This window comes from Paenibacillus barengoltzii G22 (assembly GCF_000403375.2).
Taxonomy (GTDB): domain Bacteria; phylum Bacillota; class Bacilli; order Paenibacillales; family Paenibacillaceae; genus Fontibacillus; species Fontibacillus barengoltzii.
Genome location: NZ_KE159653.1, coordinates 857604 through 874053 on the forward strand (window position 1 = coordinate 857604; position 16450 = coordinate 874053).

Genomic DNA, 16450 nt, shown 5'->3' on the forward strand with positions numbered 1-16450 from the left:
CCTGGCTTCATTCAACCTTCTCGGTGCTTCAAACCTGACTTTTCGAGCTTCTATTAGATCGGTTGTTCGAAAAGTCATCTTTGGATCACGAAGTATCCACTCTTCGTTATGAAATAAATCACAGTATGGGCCAGCAGAGCGTGCTATATTACTGGTGGATTTGATTGAGATTGATTCTCAATAGCATTGAATCATTTCGATGTTCCAGCCCTGTTTGGCTTACCAGCATGACGATCTCTTGCATTTTCATGATCTTAAGATAGAAGGAGGAAGTTTTCATGCACCCTTGCCGATGCTGTCTGCTGGGTTTGAAACCCGGGACCCCTTGTGCCATCACGCAAATTGGCAATATGGACCCGATCCTGAAACGGCGCCTTGCGGATCTAGGAATCCGGGAAGGATCCCGCGTGGTTGTGAAACGGTACTGCTTATGGGGTGGTCCGGTCACGCTGGAATACGCCGGACAACTGCTGGGCATCCGTCAGAAGGAAGCGGCCCACATCGAGGTGGCGGTCTCATGAACAATGCGGCACTGATCGGGAACCCGAACACGGGAAAAACCTCACTGTTTAACGCCTTAACCCGCTCTTACGAGTATGTCGGCAACTGGGCCGGCGTAACGGTGGAGAAAAAAGTCGGGCACCTGCGGGGGAAAACCGGGCTTCTCACCGACCTGCCGGGGATCTATACTCTGCATCCTTTGTCACGGGATGAGGGGATTGCCGCCGAGTACCTGGCCTCCGAATCCCCTTCCGTCTTAGTCAATATTGTAGACGCCTCTAACTTGGGGCGTAACCTGTATCTAACGCTGCAACTGCTGGAATATGGTAAACCGGTAATCATCGGCTTAAATATGATGGATGTTGCCGAGAACAGCGGGTTGAAGGTGGACCCTGGGAAACTGGCAGACTTGCTGGGCGTTCCTGTTGTTCCGCTGATTGCACGTACAGGTAAAGGAACTAAAGAAGTGCTGCAGGTCATCGAGCAGCAATCTTCTGAATCGGCGCAAGCGCCGCAATTTACGATGGATTATGGTGAAGTGATCGAGCAGGCCATTCAGGAGATCACCCGTGAGCTTGAAGCAGACTGGGAGGATCATCGCCCGGCCTTACGCTGGATCGCCATGCAGGTACTTGAGAACAACCCGGCAGTCATCTCCACACTTCCGCCGCAGACCAACTTGCTCATTCTGCAGAAGATCCGGACCGAAGCGGATGCGAAGCTGGCCGCCAGCGGTTTGGCTCCCTCCGCAGAAACGTATATCCGCTCCGTGCGAGACCAGCGGATTCAGAACATTTGCAGTGAAGCCGTAGATGCCTCACAGAAGAAACCGCACTCGGTAACCGAACGGATCGATCATATTGTCACCCACCCGTTTCTCGGAATCCCGCTGTTTATGGTCTTCATGTACCTCACTTTCCAGTTGACATTTGATTGGCTTGGCAACCCGCTCTCCGATCTGCTGGACGGGTTCATCAGCGGACCCCTAACCAGCGGTGTAGAAAATCTTCTTACCCGCATAGGGGCATCGGACTTCACGCAGGCGCTGATCATCGACGGCATCATTGGCGGCGTAGGCGGTGTACTGGTGTTTATTCCGCAGATTTTTATCATGTTCCTGATTATTTCCTTCATTGAAGACTCCGGTTACATGGCTCGGATCACCGTCATGATGGATAAATTGATGGAAATCGTCGGTTTAAACGGCAAAGCGTTAATTCCATTTATCCTCGGCTTTGGCTGCAATGTGCCGGCGATTATGTCTTCCCGCAGCATCGAGCAACCGAAGGAGCGGCGGCTGACCATGCTGCTCATTCCGCTGATGTCCTGTTCCGCACGGCTGCCGGTTTACGCGTTGTTTGCCGGGATCTTTTTCGCGGAATCGCAAGGTCTGATCGTCTTTTCTCTGTATATGCTCGGCATCGTGTTGGCGCTTGGGTTAGCCAAGTTATTCTCGCTGTTCCTGTTCAAAAACGAACGTTCCTACTTTATCGTCGAGCTGCCGCCTTATCGAATGCCGCAAAGCATCACCTTGTTCCGCAGCACTTGGGAGAAAGGCAAAGGCTTCCTGCGCAAAGCCGGCACCTTCATTCTTGGCGGTTCTGTGCTGATTTGGCTGCTTACGTACCTTGGTCCGGGCGGTGTGGCGGACAACATGGACGACAGCTTCCTCGCAGCCATCGGCGGCTTATTCGCATCCGTCCTGCAGCCGCTAGGCTTCGGCACTTGGCAATCTGGGGCCGCCCTGATTACCGGGTTTATGGCGAAGGAAGTCGTGGTATCCACGATGAACATTATTTATCATGTGCCTGATATGACCGGACTCCAAGGCCAAATTGCCGCATCCTTCACCGGGCTGCAGGCCTACAGCTTTATGGCTTTCGTTCTGCTCTACACCCCTTGCCTTGCAACAGTTGGGGTTCTTCGCAAAGAAACAGCTTCCTGGAAGTGGACGTTATTTGCGGTCGGCTATTCACTGGCACTGGCTTACCTTGTGGCTTTCTTGATCTATCAGATCGGATGGCGGCTAGGATTCGGACTGGCTTAAGACAATTTCGATAAACGAAAGGAGCTGCTTGTAATGGCCGATATTCTCATCCTTACCATTATTTTTGGATATGCTGGCTTTGCGTTATACCGCGGCTTCAAGAAAAGCAAAAAAGGCGCCTGCGCCTCCTGCTCGCAGCAGAAGTCTTGTTCTGCGGCTTGCGGGAAGTACGCGGCGTCCTCTTCGCTATCTTCGGCCGAAGGCCCTAAAGATTAAATTAGGATACCAGCGGGAGCGAAATCGTAAAGATCGTTCCCGCTCCTTTTAAACTGTCCACGGAAATGTTCCCCCGATGGTTCCGGATAATCCGGTAACTCACCGACAATCCCAATCCCGTCCCCTTCTCTTTTGTTGTAAAAAACGGATCAAACAAGCGGCTTAGCAGCCCCTTGTCCATTCCGCCGCCGTTATCTTGTATGGAAATGCAGACCGATTTGCCTTCCTTCTCTGCACGGATATCGATCACCCCTTGGTGGTCGCCGCCTACTTCGGCGATGGCATCCATCGCATTTTTGATAATGTTCAAGAGCACCTGCTTGATCTGCTTCACATCGATGGAGACGAGCAGCTCCTCGCTGGGCTCGTGAAGGATCATTTGGCATCCCTTCATCAACGCCTCGCTCTCCGTAAGCAGAACAACCTCCTTCAACAAGGAAGACACGTTGACCGTCGATTTCTGCGGAGCCGAAGGCTTCGATGAATTCAGAAACTCGTGGATGATATCGTTCGCCCGGTCGATTTCCGTTAAGATAATCCGCGCGTACTCGTCTTTGCCTAGTTGCATCAAATGCGGCCGCAGCAATTGAATGAACCCGCGAATCGCTGTAAGCGGATTCCTAATTTCATGCGCGATTGCAGCAGAAATTTTCCCAAGCATCGCCAGCTTGTCGTTCTGATAAGCCGTTTGTTCGATCCGTTTAAAATCAGATACATCCTTGACGCTGAGCAGAAAATCCCCATCCATCTGATCCCCATAAGTAACGGTAATCAACCAATGTCTGCCGTATTCGTCAATTAACTCATGGTACTTTTTGCGGTGGAAGATGGTCTCCCGGTAAATACGCAAGATCTTACGCTTCTTAAATTGGTTGAGATGTGGATGCCGCAGCAGCTGTAATAAATTACAGCCAATCAGGGATTGGCGCGGCATTTCAAGCAGTTTGGCCATCTGTACATTGATAAAGGTTAGAACCCCATCACAGTCAAACAGCATGATTCCGCTGTCCAGGTGTTGGAGTACGTTCTCATACTTGTTTTTTACGAGTTGGGTCGATTGGTATGCTTTGACGGACTGGAGCAATGTCTCTTGAAATTCACTCAACAAGCTTGGTTCCCCCTTTATTCAGATGATGTACTTTGCCTTACAAGACAACATACCATCACTACCTAGAAGAACTACCCTGAAGCGGTGCACTCACCTCAACCTTACCATGCGATCTATGTCTATTTCGCACCGGGCGATGCCATACTTGTCCATTTTTAATTCCGATAAGTCAAAAGCCACCTGTTTCAATCATAGTCATGTTTTCCAAATACCGTCAATCAGAGAAACTGTCGAAAAAAGTGGGATCAACGCAAAACGACGACCTAAGTCCTAAAAAAATACAAATAGTCTCCCTTCTGGAAGACTATTTCTAGGAATTAACGATTGTTATGCAGTAACCGCGCTCGACGACGGCTCATGACCGCCAGCCTCTTCTTCAGCTCTTCCGTCCATTTCTCATCGCCGATTTGTTTGGCAACGGACATGAGGTCCAGCGAAATATCGATTTGACTCTGTACGATAGCCAAGGGATCTTCATCTTCCCGATTAACGCAATTTCCGAAAATGGAGTCATCGTCCTCCATCACAAAATCCTGAAAATCAATTTCCGCGACACCGTCACCATGCGCGTATTCGGCCAGGATTTCGTATTCATTCTCGACTTTATAATGAACCTCAACCCGGTGGCATACCGGGCAAAATAACAGGGGCACATTATGTACCTGCGTGCGATAATGCTTTAAGGTGCCCTTTGTTCCCAGCATGCTGGCTCCGCAGCAAAAGCTCATTCCCCTTCACCCTTTCCCGCGTTTGGTTCATTTCCTCTTCCTGGCTCTCCCTGAAGCCGGGATTTTCCTATAATTTATTCGTGAAGCTTGCTTCAAATTCCTGCGTGTGGATTGTAAATCCTGGGAGCTTAAGTCAATCCTCCGCCGGAGAAAGCTTCTGGGCAAAAAACCCCCGATTTGAGCCAAGCTCAAACAGGGGGTCTTTCTTCTTAATTTCTTCCCACATGGTAACATCGGCCATTCCGAAAGTCAATTCCACGGCCCCATGCAGATACATTTATTTCTTCATTGCAGCAACGATCAGATCGCCCATTTCCTTAGTTCCAATTGCTTTGCTCTTATCAACGGCGATGTCGCCAGTACGATGTCCGGCATTCAGCACGTCGGTGACAGCGGCTTCGATCGCGTCAGCCGCATCCGCGTAACCAAACGTTAAGCGGAACATCAGCGCAACGGACAAGATTGTCGCAATTGGGTTGGCCAGGTTTTGGCCTGCGATGTCCGGGGCCGAACCGTGAACAGGCTCATACAGCCCAAAGCTGCCTTCGCCCAAGGAAGCGGAGGACAACATCCCAATCGAGCCAGTCAACATAGCCGCTTCATCGCTCAAAATGTCGCCAAACATATTTTCCGTTACGATCACGTCGAAGCTGGCAGGGCGGCGCAGCAGCTGCATCGCGCAGTTATCCACCAGGACATGCTCCAGCTCAACGTCCGGATATTCCGGTGCGATCCGGTTCACGACTTCACGCCACAACCGCGACGTTTCCAGCACGTTGGCCTTATCTACCGAAGCCAGCTTCTTCCGGCGCTTCTGGGCAATCTCAAACGCTTGGCGAACGATCCGCTCAACTTCTTTTACGTTATATGCACAGGTATCCACGGCTTCTTGACCTTGCTCTGTATCGCGGCGGTATTTCTCACCGAAATAGATGCCGCCGGTCAGCTCACGTACAACGATAAGGTCCGTCCCTTCAAGCACTTCCGGTTTCAGCGTCGAAGCGTCCTTCAGGCAATCGAATACCACCGCCGGACGCAAGTTCGAGAACAAGCCGAGCGCTTTACGAATACCGAGCAGGCCGGTTTCTGGGCGCAGCTCCTTCGGATTGTTATCCCATTTTGGACCGCCTACAGCCCCGAGCAGGACAGCGTCAGCCTTTTGACAAATCTCCAGCGTCTCTTGTGGAAGCGGCGTTCCTTTCTCGTCGATGGCGATCCCGCCGAACAACGCATGCTCCGTTTCAAACTGGTATCCGAACAGCTCCTCTGTCCGTTTCAACACTTTCTCCGCTTCAGCCACCACTTCCGGCCCGATGCCGTCACCCGCGATGACCGCGATTTTCTTGACTTCTGCCATTGCTTCCAGCTCCCTTTCGTGAACATCCTCTTCTTCAGTTGTAACACACCGGGTAAGGATAGACAAAGATATAGAATCTATTAAGGTCATAGGTTTTAACTATAAGTCATCAAAAAAACAGCGAAGCTGCATGAATCAACTCCGCTGTATCCGCACATCCGCGTATTAGTTAAGCCCGAATCGTAGAGTGGCTTTTTCGCTTCTCAATCAACCGATTAATGGCATCGACATAGGCGCGAGCGCTCGCTTCCAAAATGTCGGTGCTAATGCCGCGGCCTTGTACTGAAATGCCGTTTTGCGTCAGCACGACATGTACTTCGCCTTGGGCATCCTTGCCTTGGCTAACGGACTTGATTGAATAGTCCGCCAGTTTGACTTCCTCGCCGGAAGCCAGATCGATGGCATTATAGATCGCATCAACCGAACCGTTGCCTTCGGCTTCCTTCTCGATAATGTCGCCGCCAAGAGTAACGAGCCGTACCTTCGCTGCAGGTGTAGCCTCGTTGCCGTAAGAGACAAAGATCGTCTCAAGGCGGAATTCCTCCGGCGTATCGACCAGCTTCTCCTCAACGATCGCCAGCAGGTCTTCGTCGGTGATCTCCTTCTTCTTATCGGCGAGCGCCTTGAATTTGGCGAAGGCTTCATTTAACCGCTCGTCGTCCAAAGTATACCCCATATCGACCAGCTTCTCGCGGAATGCGTGGCGGCCGGAATGCTTGCCCAGCACCAGCTTGCTCTCCTTGAGCCCAATCGTTTCCGGGGACATGATCTCGTAAGTCGTTTTCTCCTTCAGCATGCCGTCTTGGTGGATGCCGGATTCATGGGCAAACGCATTGGCGCCCACAATCGCCTTGTTGCCCGGCACGACCATCCCCGTCAAGCGGCTGACAAGTCGGCTCGTACGGGCGATTTCCGACAGTTCCAGCGTGGTCTTGGCACCGAAGAAATCAAACCGGGTTTCCAGCGCCAGCGCTACTTCTTCCAGCGCGGTATTGCCGGCCCGTTCCCCGATCCCGTTGATCGTTCCTTCGATTTGGTCGGCACCGCCGAGGATCGCCGCCAGTGAGTTCGCCGTTGCCAAGCCTAAATCATCATGACAATGGGCGCTCAGTTGGATTTTCTCAATCCCAGGCACCTTCTCCTTCAGCGTACGGAAGATGTTGCCGTATTCTTCCGGATACAAATATCCGACCGTGTCAGGGATATTGACCACCGATGCGCCTTCGCGGATCGCCATCGCTGTCATCTCGCAGAGGAAATCCAGTTCGGTCCGGCCTGCATCCTCGCAGGAGAATTCGATCTTCGAAAAGTACTTGCTCGCATAGCGAAGTGCCGCTTGCGCGGTTTCCAGGACTTGTTCCTTGCTCATCTTCAGCTTATATTGCCGGTGGATCGGGCTGGTGGCCAGAAACAAGTGAATACAAGGGTCTTCCGCTCCTTGCAGCGCTTCGCGAACCGCATCGATATCCTGGGTGCGCGAACGCGACAAGCCGATTACCGTCGACTTTTTAACTGCACGCGCCACGGCGTTCACGGCTGCCAAATCCCCGGGCGAAGCTGCAGGGAAGCCCGCTTCAATCCGGTCGACGCCCAGCTTCTCCAGCTGATAGGCGATCTCCAGCTTTTCGCGAGTATTCAGGTTGACTCCGGGAGACTGCTCCCCATCCCGAAGCGTCGTATCAAAAATGTAGATTTTGCGCATGCCATGCACCTCCTCCGAAAAAGCTCCAATGCGGCTCACGCATTAGGCACGGCCGCATTGGATATTCAGGTTAATACCTATCTTACGATTTGCAATAGGAACGGTATACCGCTTATTTCTTGATCCAGTGCATCAAGCCGCGCAGCTCTTTGCCGACCACTTCGATCGGATGGTTCGCTTCGTTGCGGCGAGTTGCCGTAAGGAACGCACGGTTGGATTGGTTTTCCAGGATGAAGTCGCGGGCGAATTTACCTTGCTGGATATCAGCAAGCACTTCTTTCATCGCTTTCTTCGTTTCTTCCGTCACAATGCGCGGGCCAGTGACATAGTCGCCGTATTCCGCCGTGTTGGAGATGGAATCACGCATCGTCGCCAAGCCGCCTTCATAAATCAGGTCGACAATCAGCTTCATTTCGTGCAAGCACTCGAAGTACGCCATTTCTGGAGCATAACCAGCTTCCACCAGCGTCTCGAAGCCAGCTTTGATCAAGGCAGATACACCGCCGCACAATACGGCTTGTTCACCGAACAGATCGGTTTCGGTTTCTTCACGGAACGAAGTTTCGATAACCCCTGCACGTGTACAGCCGATCCCTTTCGCATAAGCAAGGCCGATTTCTTTTGCTTTGCCGGTAGCGTCTTGGTGGATCGCGATCAAGCCAGGAACGCCGAAGCCTTCAACATAAGTACGACGAACCATATGACCTGGGGATTTCGGAGCAACGAGCAATACGTCATTGTCCGGGGAAGGTACGATTTGGCCAAAATGTACGTTAAAGCCGTGAGCGAACAACAATGCAGCGCCTTTCTTCAAGTTAGGCGCGATTTCACTGTTGTAAACCGCAGCTTGAGTTTCGTCCGGCATCAGGATTTGCACAACGTCTGCACGTTTAGTTGCTTCTGCAACGGACAACACTTCAAAACCGTCTTCCTTCGCTTTGTTGAAGGATTTCCCTTCACGCAGGCCGATGATGACATTCAGTCCGCTTTCGCGCAGGTTTTGCGCATGGGCATGTCCTTGGCTGCCGTAACCGATAATAGCAATGGTTTTTCCTTTCAATACGCTGAGATCTGCATCTTGTTCATAGTACAAAGTAACTGCCATTTCTTATGCCCTCCTAAGATTTGCGGGACAGTCAAGCTGTGCCCTTGATTTATTAAGTATAATATGGTTTCCTCCGCCTGTAACGAGCGGGTATTTCAATGGACCGACGCCTTGAAGCAGTAAAGTGAACTTTTGGCTTAATCGATCCCCTCAAACACCCGCTCGGCAGCGAGCGGAGAGGTGAAGCCGCACGCGGCGGCAAATCTACTGTAGTGTCAATGAGCCTGGGTGGAGCCTGGTTTAAGCGTTCCCCCGGATCATGGCGGTGACACCGGTGCGCGACAGCTCCCGGATCCCGTACGGACGAAGCAGTTCAATCATTGCATCGATTTTCTCCGTGTCTCCCACAACTTGGACGATCATGCTATGCGTCCCGATATCAACGACGGCAGCGCGGAACGTTTCGACAACCCCCATAATTTCCGGGCGCTCCGCCGGCTCTGCTTTGACCTTAATCAAAGCGAGCTCCCGTGCCACCATCGGTCTGGAGCTGAGATTCACAACCTTGATCACGTCGATCAGTTTGTAGAGCTGCTTCTCAATTTGCTCCAGCGTTTTGTCGTCCCCTTTGGTAACGATGATCATCCGGGACAATCCGGCTTCCTCGGATTGTCCCACGGTAATGCTTTCGATATTAAAACCGCGCCGTCCGAAGAGGCCGGCAACGCGCTGCAGAACACCTGGCTGGTCGTTCACTAAAACAGAGATCGCATGGCTTTTCATCATCATTCACTGTCCCCCATCAACATTTGATCAATGGTGGAGCCTTGGGTAACCATCGGATATACATTTTCCTCTTTGCTGACCACGAATTCCACCAGTACCGGTCCTGGCGTGTCGAGCGCTTCCTGCCATACGCGTCTGGCTTCTTCCTTGTTCGTTGCCCGCAGGCCCTTGACGCCATAAGCTTCCGCCAGTTTGACGAAATCCGGACTTCCTTCGAGATTGATATGGCTGTAGCGATTGTCATAGATTATTTCCTGCCATTGACGTACCATGCCAAGCACCTGGTTATTGATCACTACGACTTTGACCGGAATGTTGTTAATCGCGCAGATCGCCAGCTCCTGAGCACACATTTGCATGCCGCCGTCACCGTTGATCGAGATGACCAGCCGATCGGGATGTCCCATTTGGGCACCAATCGCAGCAGGGAAGCCAAAGCCCATCGTTCCGAGTCCGCCCGAGGTGATCCAAGAGCGAGGCTGATTAAATTTGTAGTACTGCGCCGTCCACATTTGATGTTGACCAACGTCGGTTGTGATGATCGCTTCGCCGCCAGTCGTTTCATTCAGCATCTCGATCACCCATTGCGGCTTCAGTACCGTATCTGAGTCCTTGTACTTCAACGGCTTCTCGGCTTTCAGGCGTTGGACTTGTGCTCTCCAAGCATCCGCTTTGTCCGCCCGGGACACGAGAGGATTCAGCATTTCCAGCACCGTTTTGACGTCGCCTACGATCGGGATGTCTGCATGGACGTTCTTGCCGATCTCCGCAGGATCGATGTCGATATGAGCCACCTTGGCATGCGGGGCAAATCCGTCCAGCTTGCCGGTCACCCGATCGTCAAACCGCGCCCCGATGTTAATCAACAGATCGGATTGTTGAATCGACTGGTTGGCCGTATACGTACCGTGCATCCCTGGCATTCCCATCCACAGCTCGTGGCCGCTCGGGAAAGCACCTAAGCCAAGCAATGTCGTTGTAATCGGAATTTGCGTTTTATTTACAAATTCGAACAGTTGCTCATGCCCGCCGGAGTAAACGACGCCGCCCCCGGCAATAATGACCGGACGTTCAGCTTCCTGGATCGCTGCAGCCAATTTGTCCAGCTGCAAACGATTTGGCACCACCGTAGGGTTATAACCGCGCAGGTTGATGGTTTGAACCGGTTCGAACAACGTTTTGTTCGCGGACACGTCCTTCGGAATGTCGATCAGAACCGGTCCCTTGCGTCCCGTGTTGGCGATGTGGAATGCTTCGTGAATAATTCGCGGCAAGTCCTCTACACGCCGAACCAGATAACTGTGTTTCGTAATCGGCATCGTAATGCCGGTAATATCTGCTTCTTGGAACGCGTCCGTGCCGATCAGGCTGGAAACGACGTTCCCTGTAATCACAACCAGCGGAACTGAATCCATAAACGCAGTGGCGATCCCCGTCACCGTGTTCGTTGCTCCCGGACCGGAGGTGGCGATACATACGCCGACTTTGCCGGTAGCCCGAGCGTACCCGTCTGCCGCATGGATGGCGCCCTGCTCATGTCGCGTGAGCAGGTGATGGAAGTCTTTAAATCCGTACAGCGCATCGTAAATATACAACACCGCTCCGCCCGGATAACCAAAGACGCACTCGACACCTTCCAAAAGTAAGCTGCGAAGTAGGATTTCGGAACCGGAAATGACTTCCGGTTTCATCCATTTCTCTCGTAATTGTTCTGTAGACCGCATCTCTGGAATTTGCGCGCTCATCAGTCATCCTCCTTTTCATAGGTTGTTTTTAAAAGTCAATTTTTGAAACGCTTATTAAACTAAAAAAACCTTCCGCCCGCCGGAACAGTTTCCTGCTCCGAGGGACGAAAGGTTTTATCCTCCGTGGTACCACCCATTTTTACCCAGCACCTCACAGTGCCAAGCCTTGACGAGTAAAAGCCTAAGCGACCTTACTCGTGGTCCCTAACGCGGACCAGACGATTCCCCCTACTAAGCCTTGGTCGCAAGCGACACCGCGGATGGCTTGCAGCTTTTCAGGGAAACAGCTCCGAGGTGAGCTCGCAGTTAAGGGATTTTGGTGGTGGTCTCAGCAAATCCATCCACTCTCTGAGCAAAGAGCCCTTAAAGCTTCGTCCTCTTCATTGCCGTTGGCAAGATATGCTTCAAATGTTTAGGAACATTATATGATTAGATTACACCGCACGTCAATACCCTAAACAATTAAAGTTTTTGGCTGGAACCCTTTCCCTCCTCTCCCTCATATGATAAAAGATAGTGCCCAATCTTATGCACGGTTAGGAGGAGATTCGCGTATGATTCGTTACAGAAGACCGAAACAGGACGATCCCGTCATCTACGATCTCATCCGCAGGGAGCTTGTCCCCTTCACCCATTTGCCTCCTCAGGACATTGAAGCCGTCTTCAAGGATCTTCCAGTCCGGCTGTCGCGCGGCGTGTCGCTGATTGCGTCACCAACCTATGAAGCGGATCCTGTCGCATTTATCCATTTTCTCATTTATGGCGATTTGTTATATATCGATATGATGGCGGTGGCAACGGAACACCAACGGCAGCGTCACGGCAAGACATTAATGGCCCATGCGGAAAACTTCGCCGTCTCCCGGGGTTGTCAGCGCGCAAAAGTAATGGTGGACCGGGATAACACCCGAGCCCACCTCTTTTACCGCAAATTGGGATATCGGACTCAGCGTTACATCCCATTGTCCCAATGTTATGAACTGGAAAAAAGACTGCCCAGCCGCACTTAAGCCGCTTACCAGAAATACGGGGAAGGATACCCTCCGTACGGCACGCCGCCGTAAGGTACGCCGCCGCCATACGGAACTCCCCCGTACGGATAACCGCCAAAGGCGTATGGAGCGGTGCCGATCGCTAAGAGATCAAACAATACAAGCGGGATGATCGCTTTGGTTTTGACTTTTTTGCCGGGAGCTTGGCGCAGAATCAAGCGATTGCCGCTGATTTTCACCAGCTTCCCTGTAACCACCGTACCGTCTTTTTTATAAGCCGCGATCTGCTTGCCCAGCCATTTCTCGGCTTCTTTTCTCGTAACCGTTCTACCCATCCGAATTCCTCCTGTCAGGTTAGATCCTATAGCCGTGAAAACCGCTCTGGCCGAACCGTTTGACTCGGCTATTTTGTGTACACCCTTAGCATATGCGCCTGTCTCCACCCTGGCATACACCATCGCCTTGCCCCCTGACAAACGGGCTCCTAACTCCAGCAAGCAAAAAAAAGGATGCTGAGCTATAGTCAGCATCCTTTTGGGCTTGTAGCTTATCGTTTCGAAGGATCGTATGGTGTCCCCAACGCCGCTGGTGCCGAGGATCTACCCACCGCACCAACGAGGACGATAATCGTCAGCACGTAAGGGATCATAAAGATAAATTCCTGCGGAATATTTCTCGACCAATCGAACAACTGCACGTAGTTGCGGATCGCCTGCGAGAAGCCAAAGAACATCGCCGCACCGAAGGCGCCCAGCGGGTTCCATTTCCCGAAGATCATGGCGGCAATCGCAATAAAGCCTTGACCGGAAATCGTGTTATGGGCAAACGTACTGGTGGTCGTCAGCGTAATCGTAGCGCCGCCGATCCCACCGAGGACACCGCTGAGCAGCACCCCGATATAACGCATTTTGGTCACGTTCACGCCCAACGTGTCCGCGGCACTTGGATGTTCGCCGACCGAACGCAGGCGCAGCCCAAACGGCGTTTTAAACAACACGAAGTAAATGACCGCAACGAGGATTAACGCCAGATACGTCGTTGGGTACGAGTTAAAGAAGCCTTCCCCGATGATCGGGATATCACGCAGCACCGGGATCGGGAACTTATGGAATACGGTAACCAGCGGAGTTTCAGCAGCTCCGTCGAAAATCAATTTGACGATGTACACCGTCAAACCGGCTGCCAGGAAGTTGATGACGATCCCGCTGATCGTCTGATCCGCCTTAAACGTAATCGTCGCAACGGCATGAATCAGCGCACCAAGCGCCCCCGCTACCATCGCCGCAATGACGCCAACCCAAGGCGAGAAGCTGCCCATCCCTGCTTCTTGGGCATAGTAAGTCCCTACGCCAGCCGCAAACGCCCCGAATATCATCAACCCCTCCAAGCCGATGTTAACGACGCCGGAACGCTCGGAGAAGATCCCGCCAAGCGCTGTAAATATCAACGCCGTGGAAAAGACAAGGGTGGAGTTCAGCAATTGACCAAGCAGTGTAATTACGTCCATCTTACGACACCTTCTCTTTCTTGCGCTTCAGGTAAAACGGCTTCAGCACGATTCTTACAATGCCTTGAGCGGCAATAAAGAATATGATCGAACCGATTACGATCTTAATCAGTTCCGGCGGTACACCGGCGCTAAAGCTCATCCCGGCCGAACCATACGTCAATACGCCGTACAGGATCGAACCGAGCACTACACCAAACGGATGGTTCATGCCCAACAGCGCCACGGCGATGCCGTCAAACCCGTATCCCGGAGAAGCGGCGAATACCGATTGATAATGAAACACGCCCAGTACTTCAAACGTACCAGCCAGACCTGCGAACACACCGCTGATAAACATCGCTTTCACGATGTTGCGACCAACGTTCATGCCGGCGTATTCTGCCGCATTCGGGTTCAGACCTACAGAGCGCATTTCATAGCCTTGCTTCGTTTTCCAGAGGTACACAAAGAAGAATACGGCGGTCAGCAAAGCAATTACCGTTCCCCAATGGACCCGTGCGTTATTAAACACATCGTTTAAGAACGTCATCGAAGCGGACGCATCGATGTTCTCCGAACGGTTTTGGCCCTTAAGCAGATAAAAATTGCGAATGATGTAGTTGGAAAAATACAGCGCCGTCCAGTTCAACATAATCGTGGTGATAACCTCATTGATGCCTCGTTTGGCTTTCAGGTAACCTGCAATGGCTGCCCACAGTCCACCGCCGATTCCCCCGCCAATCACTGCTAAGGGAACGAGGATAGCCGATGGCAATCCCTTGAAAGACAACGATATCGCAGTTGCCACCGTCATCCCGATCAAGACTTGTCCATCCGCACCGATGTTAAACATCCCGGAGCGGAAGGCGAAAGCGACCGCTAACCCCGTAAACATCAAAGGGGTAATTTGACGGATCGTTTCCCCGAAATCGTACGGATTACCTATAACCCTTTGCACTAAGGCACCATAGGCCACTAACGGATTGTATCCCCCGATCAGCATAACCACCGCGCCGACCAATAAGCCAAGTACAATGGCTACAAGCGGTAAAACAATGCTATCTAGGGTAAATATTTTTCGCAGCTTATCCAACGCTTTGACCTCCCCGTTCCAGGCTTCCCGCCATCATGAGACCCAGTTCCTGATCGTTAGTTTCGTGCGGAAGCACTTCCCCGACGATCCGGCCCTCATAAATAACGGCAATCCGATCGGATACGTTCATAATTTCATCCAGCTCGAAGGAGATCAACAGCACCGCTTTGCCTTGATCTCGCTGCTCAATCAGCTGTTTGTGAACAAATTCGATCGCCCCGACATCCAGTCCCCGTGTCGGTTGAGCAGCGATCAGCAAATCCGGATTCTTGTCTATTTCCCGCGCAATAATTGCCTTCTGCTGGTTCCCCCCGGACAGGGAGCGCGCCTTCGTCTCAATGCTTGGCGTACGCACGTCAAACGCTTCAACCAACTGCTTGGCATGCTCGTCAATCGCCCGCCGATTAAGGAGACCACCTTTGCTGTAAGGCGCTTTGTAATAGGTCTCCAGGATCATGTTCTCGCTGATGGAGAAGTCCAGCACCAGTCCGTGCTTATGACGATCCTCAGGAATATGGGACAACCCGCTTTCGATAATCTTACGCGCCGGAAGGTTGGCAATTTCCTTGCCGGACAGCTTGATGGAGCCAGAATCGATTTTCCGCAAGCCCGTAATCGCCTCAATCAATTCACTTTGTCCGTTGCCGTCTACCCCGGCAATGCCGACGATTTCCCCGGCACGCACATCCAGGTTCAGTCCGTTAAGGATCTGAATGCCCTGCTTGTCCTTCGCTTTCAAATCTCTCAGCTGCAGGACGGGCTCGCCAATTTGCGGTTCTTTCTTATCTACCTTGAAGCTTACGCCCCGGCCCACCATCTTCTCGGCCAGTTCTTGCGGATTCGTCTTTGCCGTTTCAACGGTATCAATGACTTTACCCCGACGAATAATGGTCACTCGGTCGGAAATCTCCATAATTTCCTTCAATTTGTGCGTGATCAAGATGATGGACTTGCCCTCTGCCACCAGCCGTCTCATAATCGCCATCAATTCTTCGATTTCCTGAGGCGTCAGCACAGCAGTAGGCTCGTCAAATATAAGGATATCTGCGCCGCGGAACAGAATTTTCAAGATCTCGACCCGCTGCTGCATCCCGACAGAAATGTCATGAATTTTCGCGTTGGGATCAACTTGCAGGGCGTACTGCTCCGACAGTTTCGCCACTTGGGCGGTCGCCGATTTATAGTCGATATTAAGTCCTTTTTTGGGTTCCATGCCAAGAATGATATTCTCGGTCACCGTAAAAGGATGTACTAGCTTAAAATGCTGGTGCACCATCCCAATGCCTAGTTTGATTGCCTTGTTGGGATTGTCGATCGTCACCGGCTGGCCATTCATTTCGATAGTGCCTTCATCCGGTTGATACAGTCCAAATAAAATGTTCATCAACGTTGATTTACCCGCGCCGTTCTCGCCTAGCAAGGCGTGAATCTCACCTTTGCGTAAGGTTAGGCTGATGGAATCGTTTGCGACGATACCGGGAAAACGTTTTGTGATTTGCTTCAACTCGACTACGGGAGCTTCAGCGCTCATGAAACCACCCTCACCATTATGGGATTAACGCAAGCAACAAGGCCAGTAGATCCACTGGCCTTGCTCACTTGAATAACTTTATTATATTCCACTGTCCATACGGACGTAAA

General features: G+C 51.8%; 15 protein-coding genes. 4 read left to right on the top strand and 11 right to left on the bottom strand.

All coding sequences use genetic code 11. The features are described from left to right. The first annotated feature begins 278 nt into the window (after window positions 1-278). The 3 genes from C812_RS12290 to C812_RS12300 are packed head-to-tail and all read left to right on the top strand — an operon-like array spanning window position 279 to window position 2764. Window positions 279-521: a FeoA family protein gene (locus C812_RS12290; protein ID WP_016312977.1), complete on the top strand. Its 243-nt coding sequence runs from the start codon at window positions 279-281 to the stop codon at window positions 519-521. After that, window positions 518-2548 (top strand): ferrous iron transport protein B, encoded by a 2031-nt coding sequence (gene feoB, locus C812_RS12295; protein ID WP_016312978.1) that lies wholly within the window; start codon window positions 518-520, stop codon window positions 2546-2548. The genes C812_RS12290 and feoB overlap by 4 nt, the downstream gene beginning before the upstream one ends. Before the next feature lie 33 nt (window positions 2549-2581). Beyond that, entirely contained in the window at window positions 2582-2764 is a 183-nt protein-coding gene (locus C812_RS12300; protein WP_016312979.1) for a FeoB-associated Cys-rich membrane protein, read from the top strand. A 1-nt stretch (window position 2765) separates the two neighbouring features. On the opposite strand, the gene C812_RS12305 is transcribed toward C812_RS12300, so the two are convergent. The 7 genes from C812_RS12305 to ilvB all read right to left on the bottom strand — a co-directional run bounded on the left by C812_RS12305 (window position 2766) and on the right by ilvB (window position 11235). Beyond that, a complete protein-coding gene (locus C812_RS12305) occupies window positions 2766-3872 on the bottom strand; it encodes an ATP-binding protein (protein WP_016312980.1) in 1107 nt (368 codons plus the stop codon). A gap of 317 nt (window positions 3873-4189) precedes the next feature. Beyond that, window positions 4190-4600 (bottom strand): hypothetical protein, encoded by a 411-nt coding sequence (locus C812_RS12310; RefSeq protein ID WP_009226715.1) that lies wholly within the window; start codon window positions 4598-4600, stop codon window positions 4190-4192. A gap of 277 nt (window positions 4601-4877) precedes the next feature. Continuing rightward, window positions 4878-5957, bottom strand: coding sequence for a 3-isopropylmalate dehydrogenase (leuB, locus tag C812_RS12315; RefSeq protein WP_009226716.1), 1080 nt, complete (start codon window positions 5955-5957; stop codon window positions 4878-4880). 169 nt (window positions 5958-6126) lie between these two features. Then, window positions 6127-7659 (bottom strand): 2-isopropylmalate synthase, encoded by a 1533-nt coding sequence (locus tag C812_RS12320; protein ID WP_016312982.1) that lies wholly within the window; start codon window positions 7657-7659, stop codon window positions 6127-6129. A gap of 112 nt (window positions 7660-7771) precedes the next feature. Further along, window positions 7772-8764: a ketol-acid reductoisomerase gene (ilvC, locus tag C812_RS12325; protein ID WP_016312983.1), complete on the bottom strand. Its 993-nt coding sequence runs from the start codon at window positions 8762-8764 to the stop codon at window positions 7772-7774. 240 nt (window positions 8765-9004) lie between these two features. Beyond that, window positions 9005-9493, bottom strand: a complete 489-nt coding sequence (gene ilvN / locus C812_RS12330) for an acetolactate synthase small subunit (protein WP_016312984.1) — start codon at window positions 9491-9493, stop codon at window positions 9005-9007. Beyond that, window positions 9490-11235, bottom strand: a complete 1746-nt coding sequence (ilvB, locus tag C812_RS12335; protein ID WP_016312985.1) for a biosynthetic-type acetolactate synthase large subunit — start codon at window positions 11233-11235, stop codon at window positions 9490-9492. The genes ilvN and ilvB overlap by 4 nt, the downstream gene beginning before the upstream one ends. Window positions 11236-11789: 554 nt before the next feature. Between ilvB and C812_RS12340 the strand changes: the two genes are divergently transcribed. After that, window positions 11790-12245 carry a GNAT family N-acetyltransferase gene (locus tag C812_RS12340; RefSeq protein WP_016312986.1) on the top strand — a complete coding sequence of 152 codons (456 nt, stop codon included), beginning with the start codon at window positions 11790-11792 and terminating at the stop codon, window positions 12243-12245. Between the two features lie 5 nt (window positions 12246-12250). Here C812_RS12340 and C812_RS12345 read toward each other — a convergent pair whose 3' ends face one another. The 4 genes from C812_RS12345 to C812_RS12360 all read right to left on the bottom strand — a co-directional run bounded on the left by C812_RS12345 (window position 12251) and on the right by C812_RS12360 (window position 16340). Then, entirely contained in the window at window positions 12251-12562 is a 312-nt protein-coding gene (locus tag C812_RS12345) for a hypothetical protein (protein ID WP_016312987.1), read from the bottom strand. 212 nt (window positions 12563-12774) lie between these two features. After that, window positions 12775-13734, bottom strand: coding sequence for an ABC transporter permease (locus C812_RS12350; RefSeq protein WP_016312988.1), 960 nt, complete (start codon window positions 13732-13734; stop codon window positions 12775-12777). A gap of 1 nt (window position 13735) precedes the next feature. Continuing rightward, window positions 13736-14809: an ABC transporter permease gene (locus C812_RS12355; RefSeq protein WP_016312989.1), complete on the bottom strand. Its 1074-nt coding sequence runs from the start codon at window positions 14807-14809 to the stop codon at window positions 13736-13738. After that, a complete protein-coding gene (locus C812_RS12360) occupies window positions 14802-16340 on the bottom strand; it encodes an ABC transporter ATP-binding protein (RefSeq protein ID WP_016312990.1) in 1539 nt (512 codons plus the stop codon). The genes C812_RS12355 and C812_RS12360 overlap by 8 nt, the downstream gene beginning before the upstream one ends. Window positions 16341-16450: the final 110 nt, after the last annotated feature.